Consider the following 24,827-nt stretch of genomic DNA (forward strand, 5'->3'; position numbering starts at 1 on the left):
TAGATAAAAAGGTGCAACTCACAAGTAAGAAAGTGAGTTGCACCTTTTTGCTATAAACTGTTAACTATAAACTATTAACTAAATCACTGTCCTCCCAGTCTTTCGAAGAAGGTGATGATTTCTTCGAAGGTCTTGAATTCATCGCTGCCGTATTCTATCGCCGTACCCATGAAACCATCGCATGGGCGAGGGTCGATGAAGTAATCGCCGTAGAGCAGGTTCTTCTGGTTACAGAAGATGATGTGGTTGTAGGCTGGGGTAGAGAGATATTCCTCCACCCAGGTCTGTACCTTCGCCATGTATTCATGGTCGTTGGTTGGCGCTTGGGCTACGATATATACGTTGTAATGCTCTATCAGCATCTCGTAAGCCTTGTGCATCGAGCTGGTAGCCTTCATGTAACTGTCGTGCAGGGCATCGAAGTCGATGTATACGATAGGGCGTTCCTTGCCGTTCTGCTTGTCGTCAATCCATCGGATTACCGGACAGAGATAGTGGAATGCTACCTTGTCGATGAGGCGGTGTTCGCCATGGAATGGGATGGCGAGTGGATAGTGCTCGTGGAAGAGGTCGAAGGTATGGACCAGCGGGTCTTCATCGCCGAAGAGACCGTAAACACGTTGCTGCTCCTCGGGAGTAATGTCCTGAAAGCAACGCTCGGTAAAGTCACGGTATTCCTTGATGAGGCCCTTGGTAACCATCAGTTCGTTCACTCCGTCCTTTCTCGGGTTCTGGAATTCCTGCTTGCCGGTCATGCTGCTCATCGTGTTGCCCATCTCGAAGGCTGGGTTTACGAGGATGCGGTCGAATCCTTTCAGCAGTTCGGTATACATGCCTCCCATTGAGGTACCGATGATGAGGTCGGGTTTCTCCGTCTCTGCCATCTTCTGCAGCATCTCTATGGCCTCTTCCGGATGTACCGGGATGTCTTCAGCCACGAGGGTGGCATTCGGCATCAGTTCCTGCAACATTTTTACGGTGCCGCTCTGTGCAGAAGAGAGGAAACCGTGAACATACATGATTTTCTTGCCCGCCATGAGGTCGGGGAATTGCTTGATATATGGATTCATATTCTTATAGTTTTATAGGGGGTATCATATCATGCTCCCTGAACATCTTATTCATTTCTGCTGCAAAATTACGCTAAATTGCAGACAAAACAAAATTATTGGGCGATAAACTTTCTTGTTTGCGAAAAAAGTAGTAATTTTGCACCCAATAACCATATTAAAGTTCAAGTCATAATGGATTTACTGAAAGAAAGAATTATGCAGGAGGGCAGATGCTTTCCTGGTGGAATCTTAAAAGTAGACAGCTTTGTAAACCATCAGATGGACCCTATTCTGATGATGGACTTAGCTAAGGAATTCGTGCGCCTTTTCAAGGACATCAAGTACAACAAGATTATTACTATCGAGGCTTCGGGTATCGCGCCTGCCATCATGGTAGGTTATCTGACCAATCTTCCTGTTGTATTCGTGAAGAAAAAGCAGCCTAAGACGATGGAGGGTATGATTACCTCTGTGGTTCACTCTTTTACTAAGGACCGCGATTATACGGTTTGTGTGAGCAACAGTTATCTTACTCCTGAGGATCATGTTCTCTTTATCGATGACTTCCTTGCCAACGGTAATGCGTCTAAGGGTGTGATGGACCTTTGCGAGAAGGCTGGTGCCAAGATTGAGGCGATGGGTTTCATCATCGAGAAGGCATTCCAGCATGGTGGTGACTTCCTGCGCAAGGAGGGAATCCGTTATGAGGCGCTCGCTACCGTAGAGAGCCTGGATGATTGCAAGATTGTCTTGAAATAATACATCTTATTATATATAGTAAAAGCCGCCTGTAATAGGGCGGCTTTTTTCTTACTTGACGATATCTGCAGCATAGATACCCATAGCCTTGTATCCGGCAGGGTTAGGATGGAGCCAGTCGCCGCTGGCATATTCCCGCTTCATCCTTCTGTCATCATTCGGGTCTTGCAGCAGCTTGGCGAAGTCGAGGATACCATCTGCGTTCTTTGCCTGACTCCGGATCCAGTCGTTTACATAGAGTCGGGCAGCCTCATGGAAGTGGCTGTAGTAGCCGGCGCCCTTGAAAGGCGTGATGGTGCCCAAGTAAACCTTCATCTTTCGTGCCTTCGCCTTCCTCATCATTCCCTGTATGCTCTCTATAATCTGGCGGGCTACCGTCTCGCTGTTGCCGCTCTTGGCTGCACCAATGTCGTTGATGCCTTCAAAGATAATCACCTTCTTCACACCGCTCTGCATCAGGATATCCCGGTCGAAGCGTTCCTTGGCGAGTGCCCCGAAACCGCCAGGTACGGTTACACGGTTGTTGCCGATCCCCAGGTTCAGTACGCCCTGGTTGGTTATCTTATGTTTCAGCTGCAGCATCTCCGACATCACATCCGGCCACCGGTTCTGGGCATTATCCGTAGAGCATTTGCCGTCGGTGATGGAATTGCCCATGATGGCGATGGCATTCATGTTGGTGCTCATCGTATACACGTCGATGCCGCTGATGTTGTACCAGTGGTTCTCGCGGAAAGCCTTTTCGAAGTTGGAGTGGGCATTGGTTACTCCCTTCATGATATAAGAGGTGGTACGTGAGCCCATGTGAACGGTAGGCACATCGGGAGCCGAGGTGTAGTTGATGGTGATGGCTACGCGCTCCAGGTTCTTGAGATTGAACTTCAGCGCATCGCTCACTATCTGCCTGCCGGCAGGGATAGTAGCCTTGTAGCTGTTGCCGAACTTGAAGTATTGAGCCGATTTGGCATCAATCTTGAAGGAGTCTTTGGCGTGGGCGATATAGATGGAGCGTATTTCTACGGGTTGCATCGAGTAGATATTGCTCAGTTTCAGTCTTATCACGTCGCCTCCCACGCTTACCTTTACAATCTGGCGAACCGAACGGTTTGTCATGTTGTTATTATAGGGCATAAACGCTTTCACCACAGTCTGCGGTGCCGTAGCCCAAGTTCCAATCCATGTTTGTGCCGCCATCTGTAGTGTGTATGTGCAGATGAAGCATAGTATCATCATAAATCTTTTCACCTTGTTGTATTTTAAAAGTATATATCCTTGCGCCCGATGAGTCGTCTCGTTACGCTTTATCTCATAAAAAGGGTCGATGCCATTATTGGCACCGACCAATTCTGTTTATAATGATTTGATATTTTCTTCCGATAGCCCTGTGAATTGCATGATTTGCTCTATAGGCAGACCAGCTTGACGCATTTTTAGGGCGATGGCATTTTTTTCTTCAGTTTTACCTTCCGCTCTACCTTCCTCTCTGCCTTCTGCTCTACCTTCCTCTCTGCCTTCTGCTCTACCTTCTGCATGCCCTTCTAATCTAGCGTTTCCAAGAACGTCATTTTGAATCATGATGGCATTGACATGTTCATCGTAGGCGTGTCGTTCGGCATTCGACATAGAGTAGTATTTCAGCTTCTCGCGAGCTTCTTGCAATCCTGGTGCTTTCGTGTCAGGATTGATGACACCGTTTTTGAGGTAATCAACCCATTCCTCCAAAGGAGACTTGGCAACCTTGTTGAACTCATTGACGCGCACTAGCATATAGGTTGGGAATATTTCGGCAGGCGACTTTCTCACGATTGTATCTTTCTCCTTGGTACTGATGATGAGTTGGTCTTGCGTATGCAGGCCGATAAAATTGTTCTGTCCTACGTAGATATAGTCCGACCCTTTGCCAAGGTCAAAATAAAGTATACTTATGGAATATACCTTTTTTACTTCTTTGTAGGTGTTGCCGAGATTGATATGCTCGGTAATAGCCTTTGCCACTCCATAGAGCACTCGCTCCAGATAATACAGCTCACTTGTGTTCTGTATCTCCACGATGATGATGTCCCCTTTGCTATTTTTCGCCTTGATGTCAACTCTGTTAAACTTGTCGTCGGCTTCCTGTTGATTACCTTCGCTTTCCAATATGTCGATAATCTTGATAGGCTCGCCGATAAACACAGTAAGGAATCCCTCAAGTACTCCAAAGTTAGCCTTCTGACGAAGCAATCGTTTGATTGCCCAATCGAATCGAATGTATTTATCTTTTAGCTCTTCCATATAGATTTCCTCCTAAAATTAATATTCGGTTGCAAAGTTACGCTTTTCTTTTGAAAGAAGCAAGGATTTTTGGGAAAATGTTTGAGTTGTAAAACTACTATTGTACTGTCAATGAGTTTATACTTGTACAACAGTAGGTTTATGGTCGTACAACTAAAGGGTATACAGTCGTACAACTAAAGGGTATACAGTCGTACGACTAAAGGGTGTGTAGTTGTACGATAATGAGGTGTTGCCACTAGGCTCGGCAGACCTGCTGACTGCAGTCGGCAGAGCTGCTGACTAGGCTCAGCAGAGCTGCCGAGCCTAGTGGGAATCATCAAGAAGCAGTCTCCTTGAACCTCAGATACAGTCTCTCTGAACCTCAGATACCGACTGCTTGAACCTCCTAATCTATATCTTTGACCCAGCGCCGTCGTATCCTTGCGCCAGATGAGTCGTCTCGTTACGCTTATTCAGCCGCATTGAGTGGCAAAAATCCTTTTATTATGCTTGATAATAAATAGTATCTTCTGCATTTGACGGTTTGTATATGCCAGCATCAGCGAACAGTCCTTCAAAGCATAAATCTTCGTCTAATTCAGGCCAATGGATTCCATATCTGCTCAATACGAAAGCCTTACGCTGGGCAGGTGTGGCGTTAGCAAGACGGCTCCAACGGCTGAAAGGATAGTTAGCCTTCCACCCATTTTGGGTTTCTGCCCAAATATGAGCATCGTCCACCCAAACGCGATTTACTCTATATTGCTCCATAATATCTTATTTTTGATTAAAATACTCTTTCCATCTATCTAAAATGACCGCCTCATTCTCAGAAATAATAGATTCTATCAAGGCAATATCATGCTTTTTGAATCCATGATTATAAATCTGGGTCAGAGGAGATACATTGTATTTTGCTTCATTTCCATCCTTGATAACATGGACATGAATTGGTTCATGATCATTAGAATAAAACATGAATCTGAATCCGAAAAATATGAATATTGTTGGCATCGTTTCTTTTTTCTGCAAAGATACGCTTTTCTTCTGAAAGATACAAGAAATTTTGGGAAAATGTTTGAGGATGAGTGAGATAACAAGAATTTGCTTTTTTTTGCATACCATTTATCTAAGATGTGAAGCCCAGTTTCCATTTTTATCCAAGATGCCAGCATCTATAAGAAATTTCAAAGATGCCTCTTTACTAGCAGTTGCAGCCTTTCTTGCTGCCTCCAATCTTTCTTGTCTTTTGCTATCAAATAAATCCATATTCTACCTCCTTGTTTTAATGATTCAACATTCGTATCGCTAATCTTTTGCAAAGAAAATGCAAACGAGCGCAATGTAAGCTTGCTTACATATTGCCGAGTGCAGCTTTTCTTCTGCAAAGATTATGCCAGCGAGTGCAATGAAAGTTTACTTTCAGATTGCCGAGCGCCGCTAATCTTCTGCAAAGATACGCTTTTCTTCTGAAAGATGCAAGGAATTTTGGAAAAATGTTTGAGAATGAGGGAGATAACAAGAAAATGCAAAGAAATATGGCTTTTTTGTTGTTGCAATCAAAATAATTATGTATTTTTGCAAAAACAAAAAAACCGGGGTCATCACCAGCATCGAATAATCTGGGAGAGGGTCTTACCGGGACTGCGCTGCAAAGATAATAATAAAAATGGAATATACCAAAGATCTTTCCCCAAAATAACGACCTGTACAGTTGAATTTAACCAATACGCCCTGGGCTAGGAGCTTTTGGGCCTTCAGCCCGTTCTTGAACCGCATGCGAGATTTTAGTCAGTTGAGGCTTACTTGCAGCCCAAAAGAGGCTTGCTTGGATGGTAGACAGGACGTATCTGAAATTACGTCCGGACGCGTCTGTTGCTACGTCGTGACGCGTCTGTTGCTACGTCGGGACGTAATATTTGCTGCATCGTAGGAGGTTTTTCGATAAAAAGCATAGAAAAACATTAAAAATTGAATAGAAAATAAGCGTTTTTGCTCAATACTTCCAGCCTTTTAGCTCTAAAAACGCCTCAAAAACGCTCGAAAATCGCTGTTTTTTGTAAAATGTGGCAATAAGTGGCAATAAGGTGACAATAAAAAATCCCTTTATTGCCACCCGTTATTCTCTTATTATCAGCTACTTATAATAAGCGTGGTAAATGTGGCAATAAATTTGAGAAAACATGTACATATGCGTAAAGGATCTTTGTTTCTCAAGCATCCCATCAAAATCCGATAGGTATAAATACTATTGCCCTCGTTTCTTCTTGGGAAAATATACTAGCTGTATGGTAGAAGTTTTTCGGGAAAAGTTTTGGAGATTAGGAGATAAAGTATTATCTTTGCCATCAGATTCAAAAACGAATAATCAAACTGAGTTATGATAGTAAGACCAAAGCGCATTTACCGCAAGCGCATACCATACGGTATGCAAAATTTTGAGGATGTCATAAAAGAGGATTGTTACTATGTGGACAAGACTCCTTTCATAGAGCAAATAGAAGAATCCAACAAGTATTTCTTCTTCATTCGCCCTCGTCGTTTCGGCAAGACACTTACCCTCTCCATGCTTGAGAATTACTATGACATCAACAAGAAAGACAAGTTTGAGGAAATCTTTGGCAAGCTATACATCGGGCAGAATCCTACACCAGAGCATAGTACATATCTCATCATCCACCTCAATTTTGCCGAGGTGGCAGCAGGATTGGATGATTATAAGAATGGACTGGACAACCATTGTCGCCTTGTGTTCAATTTCTTTTGTGACATCTATGCACATATTCTTCCTGCTGATACCAAGGAAGGATTGCAACAGGAGCCTGATGCGGTATCCAAGTTGAGGTTTCTTTGCCAGAAATGCCAGGAGGTGGGAAAGAAGATTTATCTCTTCATCGATGAGTACGACAACTTCACCAACATGATTCTCGCCCATGAGGAGCATCTTATGAGGTATCGCAACCAGACCCACGGAGAGGGATACTTGCGCCAGTTCTTCAACACCATCAAGGGTGCGGCTGGCAATACTCTGGGCAGAGTGTTCGTCACGGGAGTAAGCCCTGTGACCATGGATGACCTGACCAGCGGATTCAACATCGGAACCAACTACTCCCTAAGCCCAAAATTCAATGAGATGACGGGATTTACCGAGGAAGAAGTGAGAGAGATGCTGGATTATTACCGCAGCGTTCTACCGTTCAATCACACCACCGATGAGCTGATCAAGGTGATGAAGCCTTGGTACGATAACTATTGCTTTGCAGAGGATAGATATGGTGAGACCACCATGTACAACTCGATGATGGTGCTCTACTTCGTAGACAACTATATTGACTACGAATACCAAATCACTAAGAAGATGGTGGAGCCCAACATCCGTATCGACTATGACAAGATGCGAATGCTCATCCGCCACGACAAGGAGTTCGCCCACGATGCTAGCATCATCCAGCAGTTGGTAACCCAGGGATTCGTGATAGGCACGCTCAACGAGAACTTCCCTGCCGAGCGAATCAACGACCCTGACAATTTCCTCAGCCTGCTGTTCTATTTTGGCATGGTGACGATAGACGGAACATACAAGGGTGAGACCAAGTTCATCATCCCGAATGAGGTGGTGCGAGACCAGATGTACACCTACCTGCTCGACACCTATAAGGAGAATGACTTGGTATACGATAGATATAGCAAAGGTAAACTGGAGAGCAAACTGGCATACGATGGACAATTCAAGCCATACTTTGAGTATATCGCCGACTGCCTGAAGAAGTACTCCTCCCAGCGAGACAAGCAGAAGGGAGAGGCTTTCGTGCATGGCTTCACCCTGGCGATGACAAGCCAGAACAAGTTCTATCGTCCTATCTCTGAGCTGGACAATGACGGCGGCTATGCCGACATCTTCCTCTCTCCGCTCTGTGACATCTACAAGGACATGGTAGATTCATATATCATCGAGTTGAAATATTGCAAGAGCCAAACCACAGATGAGCAAGTGAAAAAGCTCTTCGAGGAGGCTTCAGCTCAAATCTCTCGCTATGCGGACAGTGATATGGTCAGAGAGGCGGTAAAGACTACAAAGCTCCACAAGCTGGTGGTTATCTACCGCGGAGCGGAAATGGTGGCTTGCGAGGAGATATAAAACTATTTCAACCATACAGGTCGAAAATGTTTGAGAGAGATAAAAAGAAAAAGGTGTATCCCTTTGCCCATTGTGTTGGGCAATAAGGATACACCTTTTATTTACCTGTCCAATAGCAAGAATGCCCTATAATCTAAGGATAGAGCGGCTAGTGCGCACACCTTTTTAGTATAATAAATCTAAAAATTTTTGGTTAGAACTCTACTTTCGCATATCTTTGCACTTAAAAAAAATGGCACATGTGCCAGAAATTTTAAGTAGCATGAAGGAAATTAAGCGCGAATATTATCTCAACCAACTCATATCAAGCAAACAAAATGGCTTGATAAAGATAGTTACAGGTATCAGAAGATGTGGCAAATCATATCTTCTATTCAAGTTGTTTAGAGATCATCTCCTGGCAGATGGCATTTCTCCAGACCATATTATATCTCTGGCTTTGGATGATATACTGAACGATGAATACTGTGACCCCAAGAAACTGCTACACTATATTAAAGGTAACATCAAAGATTCTGAAATTCATTATGTCCTATTGGATGAAGTTCAAATGGTAAACAACTTTGTTGGAGCCTTGAACAGTCTTCTTCATATAGACAATGTGGATGTCTACGTAACAGGAAGCAATTCTAAGTTTCTATCTTCCGACATTGCAACAGAGTTCAGAGGAAGAGGTGATGAAATACGTATTTACCCTCTGTCTTTTTCAGAATATGTATCGGCTTACGATGGCAACAAAGAAAATGCATGGCGAGATTATATTACGTATGGCAGTTTGCCTTTAATCTTGTCTTTGGATACCCAGCAAAAGAAGATGAGTTATCTGCGTAATCTCTATACTACGGTGTATCTAAAAGACTTGATAGACAGAAATAATGTCAAGAAAAACACGGAGTTCGACTCTCTTGTTAAAGTAATGGCATCATCGGTAGGCTCACCATGCAATCCGAATAAATTGAGCAACACTTTCAAGAGCGTAAGCAATGCAGACCTGTCTCCGTTAACAATCGACAATTACTTAGGATTCTTGCAAGAAGCCTTCCTGATAGAGAAAGCGATGCGGTATGACATTAAGGGGAAAAAGTACATCGGTACATTGTCTAAATACTATTTCGTAGACTTAGGACTGCGCAATAGCCTTCTGGATTTCCGTCAAATAGAAGAAACCCATCTCATGGAAAATGTGATATACAATGAATTACGATGCCGTGGCTATCTTGTGGATGTTGGTATGGTAGAAACTCGTACCCGAACACCGCAACAAGGAATGATGCGCAAGCAATTGGAAGTAGATTTTGTAGTCAACAATGGCTCTAAGCGTTATTATATCCAGTCTGCCCTTGCTCTTCCTGATAAGGAAAAGATAGAACAAGAATCTGCATCACTAAAATACATCTCAGATAACTTCCAGAAGATAATCATAGTAAAGGACAATATTGTTTCTCATCACAATGAAGCAGGCATCTTGTTCATAAGCTTGTTTGATTTTCTTTTGCAACGAAACATATTAGAATAGGCTTCTACTTTTAAAAAGTGGCACATGTGCCATAAATTTTAAGTAGAGGCATCTATTCGAGCAGTCCTTAGGAAGCAAGTAAGCACTGGGAGGTCAGGTTTGTTACCTGCCCAATAGCAAGAATGCCCTATACAAACAATATATCCATTATCCCATTCCTTAACCTCAGTGTATCGTTTGAGGCGTTTGGGAGTACGAAATCGGATATTACTATTGCCATATCTAAACGAAGTCATATCTCCCTGATTGGAGAGTAATGCTTCTGATGAAAGATTATTGTTTTCCATACCTTTATCTCAAATGTGGTGCAACTTCTCCGTTCGGCAATAATATTCTAGCCTCAATGAGGAAATTTCTTGCAGCTTCTTTGCTTGCAACCGAAGCCTTTCTTGCTGCCTCTAATCTTTCTTGTCTTTTGCTATCAAATAAATCCATATTCTACCTCCTTGTTTTAATGATTCAACATTCGTGTCGCTAATCTTCTGCAAAGAAAATGCAAACGAGCGCAATGTAAGCTTGCTTACAGATTGCCGAGTGCAGCTTTTCTTCTGCAAAGATACGCTTTTCTTCTGAAAGATGGAAGGATTTTTTGGAAAAATGTTTGAGAATGAGGGAGATAACAAGAAAATGCAAAGAAATATGGCTTTTTTGTTGTTGCAATCAAAATAATTATGTATTTTTGCAAAAACAAAAAACCCGGGGTCATCACCAGCATCGAATAATCTGGGAGAGGGCCTTACCGGGACTGCGCTGCAAAGATAATAATAAAAATGGAATATACCAAAGATTTTTTCGAAAAAGTTTTCTCTGAAGATAGAATGAAGAAATATTTCTTGCTCTATCCCGATGATGAACAAAAGGCTGTTAAGCATTATCAGTGTAATATAATGCTTTCGGAAGCTATGTACCCATGCCTTTCAGTCTTTGAGGTTGAACTTCGCAATTCCGTAGTTCGGGAACTTGTGGCATTTGCCAAAAGAGAAGATTGGTATGTGGTTTTATCAACAACTCCAGGTTTGATGGAGCTGAATAAATATATAAGTACAGCAAAGAAACAAATTGCTGCACGAGGAGAAGATATAACCACCGCTAAGATTACCGCAGAGTTAACCTGGGGCTTTTGGACTTCTCTTTTTAATAGAAACTACGAACGTATTCTATGGAAAGATTTAAGGAGAGCTTTCCCTTTTGTGAAGAAAGCTAATCGGCAAAGAAAGGTTGTTGCTAGCTTCTTAAACAAATTCCGTCGCTTGCGCAATAGAATTGATCATAACGAAGCAATTTGTTGGGATCTCGATGAAGTTGAGATGATACATGATGAGATGAAGAATGTCATGGGATGGATGAATAAGGATGTGCCAACTTGGATGTCTCGGTTTGATAGATTTAATTCTGTTTGTTTGGATATACGTAAAATTATGGATTGGTAAAATGCAAGGGCATCACGACATCGGAGAATCTGATGCTTATCAGTTGAGGCTTACTTGAAACCCAAAAGAGGCATGCTTTGATGTTAGGCTGGATGTATCTGAAATTACGTCCGGACGTAGCATTTGCTACGTCGTGACGCGTCTGTTGCTACGTCGTGACGTAGGAAATGCTATGTCGGGACGTAATTTTTGCTGCATTGTGGGAGGTTTTTCGATAAAAAGCATAGAAAAATACTCAAAAATGAATAGAAAATAAGCATTTTTGCTCAATACTTACAGCCTTTTAGCTCTAAAAACGCCTCTAAAACACCCAAAAATCGCTGTTTTTTGCAAAATGTGGCAATAGGTGGCAATAAGGTGACAATAAAAAAGTCCCTTATTACCACCCATTATTCGCTTATAATCAAATAGTTAAGTGTAAATGTGGCAAATGTGACATTAAATTTGAGAAAATATATACGTATGTGTTGGAGATCTTTGTTTCTCAAACACCCCATCAAAATCCGAAAAGTATGAATTCTATTGCCCTCGTTTCTTCTTGGGAAAATGTTTGAGAGTGACGAAAAGTGGTAAAAACTACCACTTTTTGCTTGTAAATCATGGTGAAAGCCTTCGTTTGAGCTTTCGCAGTGACGAAAAACGGTAAGTTTACCACTTTTTGATAATACACCTTGTTATCTCTTAGCTTTTATCTTTTTTATGGCTATAAGAAACTCTTTTTCATTGTGCTTCATATCTTCTGCAAATTCCCCAAAAACCTTTTGGGTTGATATCTTCATGGGGATTTTTACTAGACTTCCGTTTGTTTCTATAATTCTGAAATCTTTTGGATAGGAAGTATTGTCCTCCTTACTGGGATAGAGCAAAAGTCCTTTATTCGAGTTGAAACGATACATGTACATGATGGTTTTATAGTATATGGCTGATGCCCTGTCTGTAGACAGATGCATTGTGTCGTCTAATGGAATATACTTAGTATCCGCAACAATCCTGTTATCTTCTTCTCGACTCAAAAAGTCGGGGATAATCTCCTGAAATTTTTCACCTTCATAAGAGAGAAGTTTATATCCTTTTCCTCTAACGATATGCTTATAGCTATCTTTTATGATTAATGCAACATATTCTTCCCATAACCATGCCGCATCAAACAAAACACCATGTACCTTCTCAGTATCTTCATTATAAGAAAGATGCCTATGCCGCAGTAAAGCGAGACAAAGTTTTTGCAATGGTCTATACTTGATATACAGAGGATGTATAGGAGTCTTCAGATTTTTGTTGAATGTTTGGTTTAAAGTGTATTTCCTATAAGATTTCCCCCAGTTTTGTATCCGCTCGACATTATGTTTGGTAACTTCGTCTTTCGTCAAGAGAAACCGCCCGGTTCTATCTTTTTGCAGATAGTCGATGGTGTAACATATCAGGTGAATGATATAATTGTCGCAAGTATGCTCTCTCAAGAGGTAAGCAATATTCCCTCTAAACGGCAGGTTGTTCTTGATGTGCCTATTTACATCGATGTGCCCCTTCAGTTTGCAATCATTATAGCTAAAAGAATCATACATTTTTAAGATGCCTGACGACAAGGCCTCATTCAAATATTTTGGGAAAAGAAACTTGAGTAAGTTGAACATGCTGTCCTTTCTGTCACTCTTTACCTCATAATTAAACAAGTTGACATTTTGAGTTTTTAGCAAGAGATAATGTAAGAAGTTGTACTGACCTGCTGCATCGAAACGAGAATTGATTTTTATTTCTGCATCTCCTTTTCCGATGTAGCCGATAAGATTGTAAGTTTGAACGGACCAACACGTTTCTTGACAATGGATCGTTAATATATGTTGGTCGCCGTCACCCGCTTGAAATGAGTTAGGAAATACCAATACGTTGTCTTTCTCTATCAGCCAATTCAAGCTATGCTCAGACAGAGTAGTTATCAGCTCTTTCTCTTGCGGATTGATGCTCTCAATATTTTTGGTGTTATTATCTTCCAGTTCAATCATGATTGTCAATTTCTATTGTTTGTCAGTCTTTGCATCGAGAAATTCATTCTTTAATGAGGTAACCATTTCTTTAAGTTCCTTTTGTGAAAGTAATCCCTTCAGATACTCATTGATAATAGTTTCCAAATAGCTATTCCAAAAGGCTTCCAGCGAACTGTTTGCATCGCCCATATCTTTAAGATGTAGTAGATAAGCACCTCCGATGGTATAGTCCTCTCCCAGTTCCTCTTCCTCTGTTATTGCTTGGTTCAGTCTTGTTAAGGCTGCCTTGGCTTCTTCCTTGAAACTAATGTTCAAAGTTTCCAAGATAGAATCCAACGTATCATCCCATTTGATGTATTCTGTGGGGAAGCGTCTTCTGAAAGCGAAGTCCAGGTTCTCGACGCTTCGGTCTATATCATTCATTGTTGCGATGATAAATACGTTCTCTGGTACGAAAAAGTTTCCTTTTCTTTTGTTATCAGTCATTCTGTCAAACTCATTTTCTTCTTTATGGAGGTTGGCAAACTGTGTTGTAACATTTCCCTTAGTTCCCCTATAACTTGGCTCGACAGAAAAGAACAGTTCACCGAATATCTTAGAGATTTCACCACGATTGATTTCATCTATCACAAAGACGTAATTATTCTCTTTGTCTTTCAAAGCATTTTGGCAGAAATGATAGAAAATACCCGGCTCCAGTTTGAATCCAATATCGTTGCTACCTTCTTTTTGATAAGGGCGCAGACCTTCAACAAAATCCGTATAGTCGTAAGATGGATGAAATTGAACGAACTGAAATTGCTTGCTGCCGATGAGCTCGTCTTTGTCACAACCGATAATGCTAGCTGCTATTAGTTTGGCCAGATAACTCTTTCCCGTTCCTGGTGCACCAGAGAGGATAAGGTTTTTGTTGCTTAAAACTTGTGTTTTGTATTTCTTTAGATTTTCCATGATTTTTATATATTTTAGCCATTCATCAATATAATGATATTGTTCTGTGCTTGACTTGCAAGACTTAAATGTACCTTGCGAGAATAATTGTGGGCGAGGTTGTTTATAGTCTTTTGCCCAAGCTAAGATTTTTACATGCCTATAATTGGTGTTGTAATATTTGTTTTCTAATTCGTTAGATAGGAATGCTTTATCTATAATTTCACATAATGCCAAGGCTTTATTTCCTTCACGCACAAAAACGATGGTTCCATTCTCTACATCTTTAAATTGAATACAATCTAAAGCATCTGATTCTCCTGTCCCTATAACAGGATTGGGCTCTTGTAGCATTTTCATGGAATCAATCTCTATCCCTCCTTTTCCTTCTGGCTTATACATTTGAATATGCCAATATTTATCAGCCTTTCCCATATTTGTTTTATTAAAAAAGGTGTATCTTAAAAGTCCCCAGATGGACAAGAAAGATACACCTTTTGTTGTTTTTATATTTTGAATTAGCGGTTACCACCAGCCCACCATACATTCTCTGTAAAGATATACATACCGGCATCATTACCTGAGCCGAATGCCTCTTTCACGTTTGGATTGGAAATTACATCACTTGAACCATATGGCAAACGGAGTGGCAAGCGGTTGCCAAGTGAAGAATTATTCTTTGGGTTGGTCAAAGCTACAGGATAGCTGCCATCCAGGTATTTGCAACGACGTATATCGTTGAATGTCTCCAACTGTTCATCGCGAGTCTGTGCGATATACTTCTGTACCAAGATTTCGCTCAATGGGTTTGCTGCGAACTTTGTAGCTGTCACACCAGAGAGGTATGCTGCAACTGCATCGTTAGAGAATGTTTCTCCGCATGATGTTGCATAGTCTTCCATTGAAGCCTTTACTGCAGTTTCAAAGTCTGCTTTTGCATCTTGTCCAAGGCGGGTCTTAACCTCTGCTCGGATGAAGTACAATTCTGACTTGCTGAACATATGGCTGCCCTGCTTGTTCTCAAATCCATAATCCAACCAGGCAGGTACGTTCAATTCCTCAATACTTTGAGCTTGTTCCTCATTGCCAGGTTCTCCGATGGTATTGGTTCCAAACTCATTATAATTGTAAAGTGGCTCACGAGGGTCATTTCTTTCTATCAGCAAGTCTTCAACCGTCTTTGAAGAAGCAATATACTCACGGCTAGCCCAGTAAGCAGACCAAGAGTTTGTCTGACCAGCTCCATAACCTGTAAACACATCTAAGAGAGCACCATCAAAACCATCAGCAATTGCTGCATCTGTCTCTGACAAGACTTGTGTATACAAAGCATTTTTATTATCTACACGACCTACTTTATGCAAAAGATAGCGGGCCTTCAATGCATGAGCTAAACCTCTCCACTTGCTGCAGTTTCCATTGAAAAGTACATCTTGGCTACCGGCATTTTTCATCTTTCCATCGATAGCCTTGCCTAAGTTCACAATGGCGGCATCAAGCAAGTTATTGATGTTTTCATAAATACTCTCTTGTGAATCGACTTTAGGTGCAGATGCCTTAAAAGCCTCAGAACAAGGAATGTTACCAAACATATCTGTCATAATGCCCCAGTCGTATGCTGCCAAAATTTGTGCCATACCTAAGATATCTGCTTGGCCAGCATTTGCACCACTTTCACACTTGGTAATCATCTGCTGAATGTTATTCAAGGAAAGATATGTTCCATCCCACTCATTGTTGAATGTGGCACTTGCTGCAGTTTCATTAGCATTTCTCAGCTCTGCATTTTTTAATTGATTATTACCACATCCGAATAACTGTTCTGTATACGAAGATACATACCATGCAAAGCTACCACCATTTGTCGTAAATACGCTTGATACGATAGCATCTGTCAACTGGAATTTTGCATCAACAAATTCGGCACTCGGATGCCCGTTATCTTTGTTGATTCTGTCCATTGTGTCCTCAGAGCATGAAACAGTTGTCATTGCTACTGCTGAGATAGCTAGAATGCCTAATATATTTTTAAATTTCATCATTGTTTTATCTTTTTGTTGTTTGATACTTTAATGATTCCGAGGGTGACTCTCTGATTAGAATGTAATCTTGAAACCACCACCGAAGCTTGAAGTATTAGGTATAGAGAAGCGCTCGAAGCAACCACTCATGTTACCATTACCCTGAGAAGATTCAGGATCAAGATCCTTCATCTTAGACCAAAGGAGCAAGTTGCGAGCGAAACCATATACGGAAATGTCGATGCCTGCAAACTTAGGAAGCTGATAGCTCAAGGTTACATCACGTAGCTTTACGTAACTACGGTCGTAGATACCTGATTCTGTTACTTCATGATATGCATACCAGTATGACTGCTTGCTTACCTCAATTTTATTAGGCTGGCCTGTAGCTTCGTCAATACCATCTACAACCATTGTACCCTCATGATATGGTAAAGATTCCTTTGTTACACCAAACATGTTCATTGTCATAATGGTACCATTGTACATTTTGCCACCCTTCTGCCAATCTAATGTTGCAGACAAAGACAGACGCTTCCAACGAGCCTTCAAATTGAAGCCCATATTGAAGTCTGGAGTACACTCGCCCAAGTTCTGACTATCAGATGTACCTTGTGGAAGACCATCCTTAAGTAATAAACGACCTTGTTCGTCACGCTTGAAAGCAATACCATAGATGTTTGGATAAGTATAACCTGCCTGAGCACGAACCTGCGGCTCAACGAAACCACCAAGGAAGATGCTTTCTACACCTTCAGCCAAAGATTTAACCTTATTCTGTAAGTGTGTGTAGCTGATACCTAAATCCAAATCCCAATCCTTACTCTGAAGAATGCTTGCATTTATGGCTAACTCGTGTGACCATGTAGTCATCTCACCAGCATTGGTACAAAGATATTGGTAACCTGTTGAACCTGCTGTTGGTACATTAAAAATTTGATCTTTAATATCCTGGTAACTGGCTGTATACTCCAAGCGGATGCGGTTGTCGAAGAAGTTCAAGTCTGCACCGAACTCCCAGTTCATTGTGTTCTGTGGCTTCAAATTTGGGTCATACTTTACATAATATGGGGTATATGATCCCTGACCTGCTAAAGGATAACTAACAGGGGTGAAGCCATACATACCACTACCATATGTTGGTACATAGTAGTAGTTAGCATAGTAGTGACCTGCCTGACCTACTTGTGCAAATGATGCACGAAGCTTACCGTATGAAAGGATGTGATTACCCTTCAAAGCAGGAAGCTCTGTGAAAATCCAGCCGAGTGATACAGATGGGTAGAAGAAACTACGATTGCCACGTGGCATAGTAGAAACGATATCATTACGGCCTGTTACAGTCAAATAGAGCTGATTAGCATAGCTCAAAGACAACTGACCAAAGAAACCTACTGTGCGCTCCTCTGATTTGTACTCAGAGTTATATGTCATTTTGCTTACATTTGATATAGTTGGCTGTCCGTAGAAAAGGAAATTATCACCAGCATAGTCCCAAGTTCTAGCATTCTCATGATTGAACTCTGAGCCCAATAAGAATCCTAAATCCCACTTTTGAGCTGCATCTAACTTTGCTGTGAAATTGGCAGTAAAGAGGTTGTTGAAAACATTTCGCTGTACGCCGTAATTCTCTATGCTACCACCTGTCTTGTTGCCAGAAACCAAAGTACCATACTCATTGATATCATCATTAGTCGTTGTATATACATCAAGACCTGCTTGCTCGCGGAATACAAGGTTGAAACGCTCTTTGTCCCAATTGAAATTAGGACGGAACTCAACGTATGCATTACCAAAAACACGATTTGTTGCCTGACGATATTCACTATTAGCTGCCCACCAGTAAGGGTTCTGGAATACACCTGAACGATAAAGAATCTGGTCAGATGGAGAGTTTGGCTTGTGGTAAGGAGTACCCTTTAGATTAAACTCAGCAGGTGCACCATACAAGTAACTCATAAAACTATCGTTCGCACCAGGAGCTGATGTAATCTTTGTAGAACTATAGTTTGCAGAGAAACCAGTCTTCCACTGCTTGTTGATTTCGAAATCAACTGCACCACGAGCAGTGGTACGCATCATACCTGTAGAAGGAATGATACCCTTCTGATAAGTGTCACCAATACCAAAAGAGTAAGCCAAGTTGCCATTCTTCTGTGAAATACCAAAGTTGGAATTCTGTGTGAAACCTGTGTTGAAGAAATCACCTACGTTGTCGTATGTCTGAGGTGTAGTCCAGCCATCAAGACCTGCTGCAGCGTATTTAGGGTTGTAGTACATACCCTCATGCTTACCATATTGTTGGGTATAAACATTGTCAGTGTTGCCTCCATAAGTTGCATCATTAGCTAAGTCAGCTATCTTTGGACCCCAACTCATGGATGAATTAGGATTATATGCACCTGTAGAGCCACCCTTTCCCATATTGCCTTGAGCATATACTGTCTGACGTTCGAATTTCTTGCTGACAGTCTGAGCACTCAAGTCGGTAGAGAATGTAATGACAGGGCGTCCAGCATTAGCCTTGCCACGCTTAGTTGTAATGATAATCACACCATTAGATGCGCGGATACCATAGAGGGCAGAAGCTGCCTGACCCTTTAACACGTCGATGCTCTCGATATCGTCAGGGTTGATATCGATAGAACGGTTAGCTTTATCTGCACCTGTTACTGACTGACCTGTACTGAAGTCAGCAGAAGAAGCGATAGGCATACCATCTACCACGTAAAGAGGAGTGTTGTCGCCAGAGAATGAACGGGCACCACGAATTACAATCTGAGCAGATGCACCTGGAGCACCAGAAGACTGACGAATGTCAACACCAGTCAACTTACCCTGCATAGCGCTAGCCAAAGAGCTAGTACCAGCAATGTTCAGATCTTCAGAACCTAATTTCTGTGATGCATAACCGAGGGCTTTCTTGTCTCGGGAGATACCCATTGCGGTAACTACAACCTCGTCAAGAGTCTTGTTATCCGCTTCCAATACAATCTTCATCTTCTGTCCAGCCTTTACAGTCTGAGGCAACATGCCGAGGTATGTTACTTCCAACTTTGCACCAGCTGGAACATTCAATGAGAAGTTACCATCAACATCGGTAACTGTACCGGTATTGGTACCTGCTACTTTGATTGATGCACCAATGATTGGCTCACCATCCTCTGCAGAGGTTACTTTACCGGAAACTTGAGTTTGCGCCAACGCCATTCCTAAACTAAGGAAGAGGCAGGCAATAAACGTCATGAGTCTTTTTTCCATAAATCTCTCTCGTTTAATTAATTAATAAATATATAATGTTTTATATTTCTTTCTCACTACATATTCTCCCACCTTTTATTGAGCGTGGGGACTCATTTCTCGTCTCCAACTCTTATCCCGAACTGGTGGGGGTGGGTATGTTGCCATACCTTATTATATATAGAGAAGCATCTCAAACTTCACTAAATTTTAATAATATTTTTAATCGGGTGCAAAAATAAGCATTTTTTAGAAAATCACCAAACTTTTTTCTAGAAAAGTTGCACTTTACCCGACATTTTATTATAAATATACGAATTTTGTGCGCTTTTGCTTATGAAAAACAAGAGAAAGCGGCAGTTTTGTCAAAAACTGCCGCTTTCTTTGATATACTAACTTTCTGCTTTTAATTCTTTGTCTAGAACAAAGAGCATATAGAGGGGGATGTTGATGGCTTTCGAACTGTTGTTTCTCTCGTATGACAAGAGACTGGTGCGAACCGACCATTTGGGTGAATATTTTTCCCGATACAGTTTCAAACTTTTGGCATTCATGGTTACTCCTGCCTTTGCTTCCAGTGGGTATACATCCAAACCGTCAGAAACAAGGAAGTCGACCTCTGCAGTGGCTGAGGAAGACCAATAATAATTGGTTTCCAGAGTTTCTGCAAAGTTCTGAAGTTCCTGACAGACATACTGTTCTGTCAACGCTCCCTTAAACTCCTCGAAGATTCTGCTTCCTTCTAATATTACTTTCGGCGAAATCTTGCTCATTGCCCTCAACAGACCTACATCCAGTAAGAATACCTTAAACGATTTGAGATCAGCATAGGCTGAAATTGGGATGTCGGGCTTGCTGACATTGTTGGTTCTGATGATTTCACCTGCATCAGAAAGCCACATGATGGCATCCTCATATTCCCGTGCTCTGGCTCCCTCTCTCACCAGTCCATAGACAAACTTCTTGTTTTCCTTCGCCAGTTGCGAAGGGATGCTGTTCCATACATAACGGATTTTCTCGACCATATTCTTTGGCGCATGCTTGGAGAAGTCTTTCTGGTAGGCTGCTATCAGTTCCTGCTGGATGCGGTTCACCTTGTTGTAGTCTTTGCTGCCCAGCCACTCAGTTACAACAGCAGGCATACCTCCTATTATTATGTATTTTTTCAGATAATCTGTAAGGCGAGCCTCGAATGCTCCCAGGTTTCTGTTTCCTTTATCGATATAGTCTACCAGCATGTTCTCTCCGTTTGCTAGCAGAAACTCTTTAAAGGACATGGGATATAGATGCAGGAAATCTGTCTTTCCTACAGGGAAGGATGTGCCTTCGTGCAGGGCTATGCCTAGCAATGAGCCTGCGCAGCAGATGGCATACTCTGGTGCCTCTTCGCAGAAATACTTCAAAGAGGTGAGTGCTCTTGGCATTTCTTGTACTTCATCGAAGATAATAAGAGTTTCCTCGGGTATTATCATCTTACCATTATATATAGAGAGCTGTTCTATAATGCGTTGTGGTGATAAGTCGCCAGCAAATATCTCTTCGAGTACATCACTCTGTTCGAAGTTGATGTAACATACGTCTTTGAAGTACTTGCGCCCAAATTCTTTCAGTAGCCAAGTCTTGCCAACTTGTCTTGCACCTTCCAGTATGAGTGGCTTCCTGCCATGGCTGTCTTTCCATTTTAACAATTGGGATATAAGTAGTCTTTCCATACGCTGAAAATTATGTTTTGGCAAAGATACTAATAAACAATGAATTACGCAAGTAAAATCACATTTTCCTAAGGACTTTTAAGTATATTTATCACATTTTCCTAAGGACTTTTCTGTTAAATCATCACATTTTCCAAAGGACTTTTAGGGAAAAATCCCACATTTCCCTAAGGAGTTTTGACTGGAAATCCCACTTTTCTCAAAATAAGTCGTCTCCTGTTACCTGCCTGTTGATCTTTCTTGCATACATATTATTATAGAGTCCATGAGGGGTGACAAAAGTTGGTATGAGTGTCTTGGTGGTCTTCGTTACTTTCTTGAAAACCTTCAGACGGTGTGCCAGATGGGCATCGTATGCCTTGCTGATTTCATATTCCCCATTGCAATATTTCATCTCGCAGATAGAGATGGATTTATCAGAGCGGTCTATCAGCAGGTCAATCTGCGTTCCACGTTTCAGGTCTTCGTCCGCCTCCTCGTCTGCCATAACTTTGGCGGTAGGTCGGTAAGACCATGAACAAGGGGTATTGATGCTGCCATCTATGCCCAAAGCTCTGATAATTTCATTGATGTGGTGGAGGCATACGATTTCAAAGGCATGACCGCACCATGATTCATACTCTGCAGTGGTTTGCATCTTGACCCAATAGTTGTCGAGGAATGAACCCTTGTTATGCATGAATTTGAAATAAAACAGGCAGAAAGGATCTATGAGCTGATACATCATATCTTTCTTCGACTTGCCGAAAGGAGTGTAACTGCGGATGAAATCACATTGCTCAAGTTCTTTGAGTATCTGGCTGAACCTTCCGTTGTTAGCCAGTCCCGTGGCGTCCAGCAGGTCTTGGCGGGTCATTCCTTTTCCCTTGCTTTTCAGAGCTGTAACTATGGCAAGATGGTTGTCGGCTTTCTTGAAGAGCGAACTGAACAGACGGTCAAACTCTTCGGTGAGTTCGCCGCCACGGGTGAAGCAAAGCTGCTGGATATTCTGTGCCACACTTTTGTTGTTTTCGAAAAGTGACAGGTAATAAGCCACACCGCCCATTGCCATATAGCACTCGATGATTTCCGGGCGCTCATAATAAAAACCCTGTGCTTTGAAATACTCTTCTACTTCATGCAACTTGAAGGGAGAGAGCAGAATGTTGTGAGTAATGCGATTATGGAGCCCTCCCCGTGAATTGATAACCTGGTTGAGCATCCAGGTGGTAGCACTTCCACAGGCTATCAGTTTGATGTCGCTGCGGTATGATGCCCAGTCGTTCCAGAAATGTTCCAGTGCACTGATGAAGTGGGAGGCATACGTGTCGAACCAGGGAAGTTCATCGAAGAAAATGATTTTTGTTCCTTCTGGCATTTTTTCCAATGCTTTCTGCAGAAGCCGGAATGCTTCCGGCCAATTAGAAGCATCAGTTTCTATGCCTAGCTGGTCGTTGAGTGCGAAGCTGAAACTCGCAAGTTGCTCCTTGGTTGTAACATAGTCTTTGCCTGTAATGCGGAATGTAAATCTGTTTTCGAACAGTTCTTTTACAAGAAAAGTCTTGCCTACACGGCGTCTGCCATAGATGGCTATAAATTCTGATTTGCGGCTTGAAATATAGTTTTCAAGCTTTCCAATCTCTTGTTCTCTGCCTATAATATTCTCCTTCATATCTATCTCATATTAGTGAAACCTGTCGCAAAGTTACAAAAAATATGAGATTACGACAACTTTTAAACGAGAAATCTGTCGTAATCTCGGTAAAAAAGTGAGATTACGACAGATTTTAATGATTTTTCTCTATTTAATTACTTGTCTACGGTTGAAGAAACATTGTTCTTCTCATAGAAAGCTTTGTATTCTTCGCCACCATACTTCAGACCGAGGTCTTCGCCGGCGATACCATCGCAGAAGCCCTTGTAAGCCCACTTGCGCTTGTAGTCCTTGTCGAAGAGGTTAGGCACCTGACCCTTGAGCCAGTATTCGTGTTCAGCCTCATTATCAGACAAGCTCCAGATGGTGATACCGCTCTGCTGAGCCTCTGGCACATTTGCCTTGTAACTCTCTACAATCATGCGGTAGGCATCGCTCTGTGCCTTATACTGGTTGCTGGATGGAGTGCCGGTGCCGAGAGAAAGGTCAAGCTCGGTTACACGAACCAGTTTGCCTGTGGCTGCCATCGTCTGGAACATGGCATCTACCTGAGCCTTCAAGGCGACGGCTACGTATGTGTATATGGAAGTCGTGGAAGAGGGTGAAAACGAGAGTTGCCAACTTGGTAAAGTGCGGTATTGACAAATACCAAGCTTACTTGTGGGGCAATAGTCGTTTGGGTTATTGGCGCATAGCTGGCAGTTATATACTAAGCCGTGCTATAACCAACGAAAAGTTGAGCATGGCAGGCTATGCTACATTGATGGGGGCATACATCGAGTGGCACCAAAAATAGGAACCGCCGTATGCGGAACCGCACGTACGGTGGTGTGAGAGGTCGGAAAACGAAAGTAGGAGAAAAACTACTTCGTTTTCCTCCTACTCGATTGTGTCGGTGCTTGGGGGTAACTCCCCACATCTACTCTATTAGCCGTAGCTTACTCCAGTCCATCGCTGCCGCCAGGAGCGGTAGTGCCGCTGTCGCCGCCGCTAGGGGTAGAGCCGCCGCCTCCGTCGTTGTCCTTGCCGTCGCCCGGCACAGAGCCCTCGTCGGTAGTGTTGCCGTAGGTGTCATACTCCTCTATGCGGCATTTCTTGCGCAGCTCAGCGTTGCTCCAAGTCTTGGTGTTACGCACGATGAGGTGTACGCCCTCCACGCTCGCTGCCGAAACCTTGTCCTTGGTAGCCTCGGCACGTGATGTCATACCGATGGAGAAGAGACCCAGGTCGGAGAGTCGTACGCTCTTGCCATCGAGGATGAGCTCCTGCAGGCAGTCGAGCGTATCCATCAATACGCCGTGTACGGTGCCTCGGCTGTAAGGAGAGTTGTGCTCCGAGATGTGAGTTACAAACTCCTCGAAGTTCATCTTACGGTCAGTTACAGCAGTTGCGTAATACATCTGCTTGTTCTTGTTAGGTCCGCTCTGAGGAGTGCGAGTTACTTTACGATACTTCAATGTTCCTTTTGTTGCCATAGTTCTTTTTGTTTTAAAGTGATTGAAAAATAGTTTATAGTTTAAAGTTTATAGTTTATAGCAGTCTTGCTATACGGCGAAGCCGCTATTAACTATCAACTATCATACCCCCATGCATGATGTTACTCCGAGGGTAGTGCCGAGCGCCGTCAAGATTGTGAGTACAATCTGAAAAATCTGTTTCCAAGTTTCTTTCTTCATAATTTTCTAGTTTTTTTAGTGATTAATAATGTTCTTGATTACAGGTGCAAAGGTACTACATTTTTCCTACACCACCAAAAATCACCTTGCAGAGTTATGTGAAATTCCATTAACATTTCTGCCATATTGTGTTAAAGAAAATAACTCATCGTTTTGCGGGTCATAACTCATAGCTTTGTGATGAGATAGTCATAGTTTTAGGGGCAATGAAAGTATGCATCTCGATACCGCTAAAAAATCGATTACAAATTACAATTTCAGTTATTACAGTTTTATTTTGACCCAATATCACGCTTTTAAAATGTAAGTATAGAAAAGTATGAGGGTGTGTCATAAGTCTATGGCGCACCCTTTTTTTTGTTTGACTAGCATGTGTGTTGTCTAATGGGTGCAAGTCCCTAACGAGCCCTAGTAGTGGGAATCGTCTAGCCAGAGAGACAAGGGTGTCCGTGGTGACGCGGAATCTGAAAGAAGTCAGC

Annotated in this window: 21 protein-coding genes and 1 pseudogene; 5 read left to right on the forward strand and 17 right to left on the reverse strand. The window is 42.2% G+C overall.

The genetic code is table 11. The features are described from left to right. Positions 1-83 precede the first annotated feature (83 nt). Positions 84-1,070, reverse strand: coding sequence for a YqiA/YcfP family alpha/beta fold hydrolase (locus tag ACWJAO_RS08975; RefSeq protein ID WP_449140014.1), 987 nt, complete (start codon positions 1,068-1,070; stop codon positions 84-86). A gap of 174 nt (positions 1,071-1,244) precedes the next feature. Here ACWJAO_RS08975 and xpt point away from each other — a divergent pair, with 174 nt between their 5' ends. Beyond that, on the forward strand, positions 1,245-1,811 hold the full coding sequence (xpt, locus tag ACWJAO_RS08980) for a xanthine phosphoribosyltransferase (protein ID WP_449140015.1): 567 nt from the start codon (positions 1,245-1,247) through the stop codon (positions 1,809-1,811). A gap of 51 nt (positions 1,812-1,862) precedes the next feature. On the opposite strand, the gene ACWJAO_RS08985 is transcribed toward xpt, so the two are convergent. From ACWJAO_RS08985 to ACWJAO_RS09005, 5 genes are all read right to left on the reverse strand, one after another. Continuing rightward, a complete protein-coding gene (locus ACWJAO_RS08985; RefSeq protein ID WP_449140016.1) occupies positions 1,863-3,044 on the reverse strand; it encodes an SGNH/GDSL hydrolase family protein in 1,182 nt (393 codons plus the stop codon). A 117-nt stretch (positions 3,045-3,161) separates the two neighbouring features. Then, entirely contained in the window at positions 3,162-4,085 is a 924-nt protein-coding gene (locus ACWJAO_RS08990; RefSeq protein WP_449140017.1) for an Rpn family recombination-promoting nuclease/putative transposase, read from the reverse strand. 486 nt (positions 4,086-4,571) lie between these two features. Beyond that, entirely contained in the window at positions 4,572-4,838 is a 267-nt protein-coding gene (locus ACWJAO_RS08995) for a DUF2442 domain-containing protein (RefSeq protein ID WP_006847687.1), read from the reverse strand. 6 nt (positions 4,839-4,844) lie between these two features. Beyond that, complete coding sequence (locus tag ACWJAO_RS09000; protein WP_449140018.1) at positions 4,845-5,081, reverse strand: DUF4160 domain-containing protein; 237 nt, start codon at positions 5,079-5,081, stop codon at positions 4,845-4,847. A gap of 111 nt (positions 5,082-5,192) precedes the next feature. Beyond that, the gene (locus ACWJAO_RS09005) at positions 5,193-5,336 is read right to left on the reverse strand and encodes a hypothetical protein (protein ID WP_153128801.1); all 144 of its coding nucleotides are present in this window, start codon (positions 5,334-5,336) and stop codon (positions 5,193-5,195) included. A 1,111-nt stretch (positions 5,337-6,447) separates the two neighbouring features. On the opposite strand from ACWJAO_RS09005, the gene ACWJAO_RS09010 reads away from it, so the two are divergent. Continuing rightward, a complete protein-coding gene (locus ACWJAO_RS09010; protein WP_449140019.1) occupies positions 6,448-8,205 on the forward strand; it encodes an AAA family ATPase in 1,758 nt (585 codons plus the stop codon). Positions 8,206-8,437: 232 nt separating this feature from the next. Further along, on the forward strand, positions 8,438-9,721 hold the full coding sequence (locus ACWJAO_RS09015; protein WP_449140020.1) for an ATP-binding protein: 1,284 nt from the start codon (positions 8,438-8,440) through the stop codon (positions 9,719-9,721). A gap of 38 nt (positions 9,722-9,759) precedes the next feature. Here the strand turns inward: ACWJAO_RS09015 and ACWJAO_RS09020 are convergent, their stop codons facing one another. Together ACWJAO_RS09020 and ACWJAO_RS09025 are read right to left on the reverse strand one after the other, a co-directional pair. Next, positions 9,760-10,008, reverse strand: coding sequence for a DUF7724 family protein (locus ACWJAO_RS09020; RefSeq protein WP_449140021.1), 249 nt, complete (start codon positions 10,006-10,008; stop codon positions 9,760-9,762). A gap of 4 nt (positions 10,009-10,012) precedes the next feature. Further along, on the reverse strand, positions 10,013-10,156 hold the full coding sequence (locus ACWJAO_RS09025) for a hypothetical protein (RefSeq protein WP_449140022.1): 144 nt from the start codon (positions 10,154-10,156) through the stop codon (positions 10,013-10,015). A gap of 335 nt (positions 10,157-10,491) precedes the next feature. On the opposite strand from ACWJAO_RS09025, the gene ACWJAO_RS09030 reads away from it, so the two are divergent. Beyond that, positions 10,492-11,151: a hypothetical protein gene (locus ACWJAO_RS09030; RefSeq protein ID WP_449140023.1), complete on the forward strand. Its 660-nt coding sequence runs from the start codon at positions 10,492-10,494 to the stop codon at positions 11,149-11,151. Positions 11,152-11,825: 674 nt separating this feature from the next. Here the strand turns inward: ACWJAO_RS09030 and ACWJAO_RS09035 are convergent. The 7 genes from ACWJAO_RS09035 to ACWJAO_RS09065 form a co-directional block, all read right to left on the reverse strand. Beyond that, positions 11,826-13,154 carry a 5-methylcytosine restriction system specificity protein McrC gene (locus tag ACWJAO_RS09035; protein WP_449140024.1) on the reverse strand — a complete coding sequence of 443 codons (1,329 nt, stop codon included), beginning with the start codon at positions 13,152-13,154 and terminating at the stop codon, positions 11,826-11,828. Positions 13,155-13,166: 12 nt separating this feature from the next. Beyond that, positions 13,167-14,501 carry an McrB family protein gene (locus tag ACWJAO_RS09040; protein ID WP_449140025.1) on the reverse strand — a complete coding sequence of 445 codons (1,335 nt, stop codon included), beginning with the start codon at positions 14,499-14,501 and terminating at the stop codon, positions 13,167-13,169. 83 nt (positions 14,502-14,584) lie between these two features. Further along, on the reverse strand, positions 14,585-16,108 hold the full coding sequence (locus ACWJAO_RS09045) for a SusD/RagB family nutrient-binding outer membrane lipoprotein (protein ID WP_449140026.1): 1,524 nt from the start codon (positions 16,106-16,108) through the stop codon (positions 14,585-14,587). Between the two features lie 54 nt (positions 16,109-16,162). Beyond that, complete coding sequence (locus ACWJAO_RS09050) at positions 16,163-19,348, reverse strand: SusC/RagA family TonB-linked outer membrane protein (RefSeq protein ID WP_449140027.1); 3,186 nt, start codon at positions 19,346-19,348, stop codon at positions 16,163-16,165. A gap of 371 nt (positions 19,349-19,719) precedes the next feature. Further along, the gene (locus ACWJAO_RS09055; protein ID WP_449140028.1) at positions 19,720-21,039 is read right to left on the reverse strand and encodes an ATP-binding protein; all 1,320 of its coding nucleotides are present in this window, start codon (positions 21,037-21,039) and stop codon (positions 19,720-19,722) included. A 199-nt stretch (positions 21,040-21,238) separates the two neighbouring features. Continuing rightward, positions 21,239-22,690 (reverse strand): AAA family ATPase, encoded by a 1,452-nt coding sequence (locus ACWJAO_RS09060; RefSeq protein ID WP_449140029.1) that lies wholly within the window; start codon positions 22,688-22,690, stop codon positions 21,239-21,241. A 137-nt stretch (positions 22,691-22,827) separates the two neighbouring features. Beyond that, the gene (locus ACWJAO_RS09065; protein WP_449140030.1) at positions 22,828-23,232 is read right to left on the reverse strand and encodes an endo-1,4-beta-xylanase; all 405 of its coding nucleotides are present in this window, start codon (positions 23,230-23,232) and stop codon (positions 22,828-22,830) included. On the opposite strand from ACWJAO_RS09065, the pseudogene ACWJAO_RS09070 reads away from it, so the two are divergent. Next, positions 23,232-23,468 (forward strand): annotated as a pseudogene (locus ACWJAO_RS09070) (group II intron reverse transcriptase/maturase); the annotation flags it as partial. The gene ACWJAO_RS09065 and the pseudogene ACWJAO_RS09070 sit on opposite strands and share 1 nt — an antisense overlap. 142 nt (positions 23,469-23,610) lie before the next feature. Here the strand turns inward: ACWJAO_RS09070 and ACWJAO_RS09075 are convergent. After that, complete coding sequence (locus tag ACWJAO_RS09075; protein ID WP_449140031.1) at positions 23,611-24,147, reverse strand: HU family DNA-binding protein; 537 nt, start codon at positions 24,145-24,147, stop codon at positions 23,611-23,613. Positions 24,148-24,249: 102 nt separating this feature from the next. Further along, positions 24,250-24,348 (reverse strand): smalltalk protein, encoded by a 99-nt coding sequence (locus tag ACWJAO_RS09080; protein WP_153080643.1) that lies wholly within the window; start codon positions 24,346-24,348, stop codon positions 24,250-24,252. Positions 24,349-24,827: the final 479 nt, after the last annotated feature.

Source organism: Segatella sp., from assembly GCF_977051555.1.

Excerpts from the sequence above, each read along its gene's own strand:
- ACWJAO_RS08975 (WP_449140014.1), bottom strand. The coding sequence starts at position 1,070 with ATGAATCCATATATCAAGCAATTCCCCGACCTCATGGCGGGCAAGAAA.
- xpt (WP_449140015.1), top strand. The coding sequence starts at position 1,245 with ATGGATTTACTGAAAGAAAGAATTATGCAGGAGGGCAGATGCTTTCCT.
- ACWJAO_RS08985 (WP_449140016.1), bottom strand. The coding sequence starts at position 3,044 with ATGATGATACTATGCTTCATCTGCACATACACACTACAGATGGCGGCA.
- ACWJAO_RS08990 (WP_449140017.1), bottom strand. The coding sequence starts at position 4,085 with ATGGAAGAGCTAAAAGATAAATACATTCGATTCGATTGGGCAATCAAA.
- ACWJAO_RS08995 (WP_006847687.1), bottom strand. The coding sequence starts at position 4,838 with ATGGAGCAATATAGAGTAAATCGCGTTTGGGTGGACGATGCTCATATT.
- ACWJAO_RS09000 (WP_449140018.1), bottom strand. The coding sequence starts at position 5,081 with ATGCCAACAATATTCATATTTTTCGGATTCAGATTCATGTTTTATTCT.
- ACWJAO_RS09005 (WP_153128801.1), bottom strand. The coding sequence starts at position 5,336 with ATGGATTTATTTGATAGCAAAAGACAAGAAAGATTGGAGGCAGCAAGA.
- ACWJAO_RS09010 (WP_449140019.1), top strand. The coding sequence starts at position 6,448 with ATGATAGTAAGACCAAAGCGCATTTACCGCAAGCGCATACCATACGGT.
- ACWJAO_RS09015 (WP_449140020.1), top strand. The coding sequence starts at position 8,438 with ATGGCACATGTGCCAGAAATTTTAAGTAGCATGAAGGAAATTAAGCGC.
- ACWJAO_RS09020 (WP_449140021.1), bottom strand. The coding sequence starts at position 10,008 with ATGGAAAACAATAATCTTTCATCAGAAGCATTACTCTCCAATCAGGGA.
- ACWJAO_RS09025 (WP_449140022.1), bottom strand. The coding sequence starts at position 10,156 with ATGGATTTATTTGATAGCAAAAGACAAGAAAGATTAGAGGCAGCAAGA.
- ACWJAO_RS09030 (WP_449140023.1), top strand. The coding sequence starts at position 10,492 with ATGGAATATACCAAAGATTTTTTCGAAAAAGTTTTCTCTGAAGATAGA.
- ACWJAO_RS09035 (WP_449140024.1), bottom strand. The coding sequence starts at position 13,154 with ATGATTGAACTGGAAGATAATAACACCAAAAATATTGAGAGCATCAAT.
- ACWJAO_RS09040 (WP_449140025.1), bottom strand. The coding sequence starts at position 14,501 with ATGGGAAAGGCTGATAAATATTGGCATATTCAAATGTATAAGCCAGAA.
- ACWJAO_RS09045 (WP_449140026.1), bottom strand. The coding sequence starts at position 16,108 with ATGATGAAATTTAAAAATATATTAGGCATTCTAGCTATCTCAGCAGTA.
- ACWJAO_RS09050 (WP_449140027.1), bottom strand. The coding sequence starts at position 19,348 with ATGGAAAAAAGACTCATGACGTTTATTGCCTGCCTCTTCCTTAGTTTA.
- ACWJAO_RS09055 (WP_449140028.1), bottom strand. The coding sequence starts at position 21,039 with ATGGAAAGACTACTTATATCCCAATTGTTAAAATGGAAAGACAGCCAT.
- ACWJAO_RS09060 (WP_449140029.1), bottom strand. The coding sequence starts at position 22,690 with ATGAAGGAGAATATTATAGGCAGAGAACAAGAGATTGGAAAGCTTGAA.
- ACWJAO_RS09075 (WP_449140031.1), bottom strand. The coding sequence starts at position 24,147 with ATGGCAACAAAAGGAACATTGAAGTATCGTAAAGTAACTCGCACTCCT.
- ACWJAO_RS09080 (WP_153080643.1), bottom strand. The coding sequence starts at position 24,348 with ATGAAGAAAGAAACTTGGAAACAGATTTTTCAGATTGTACTCACAATC.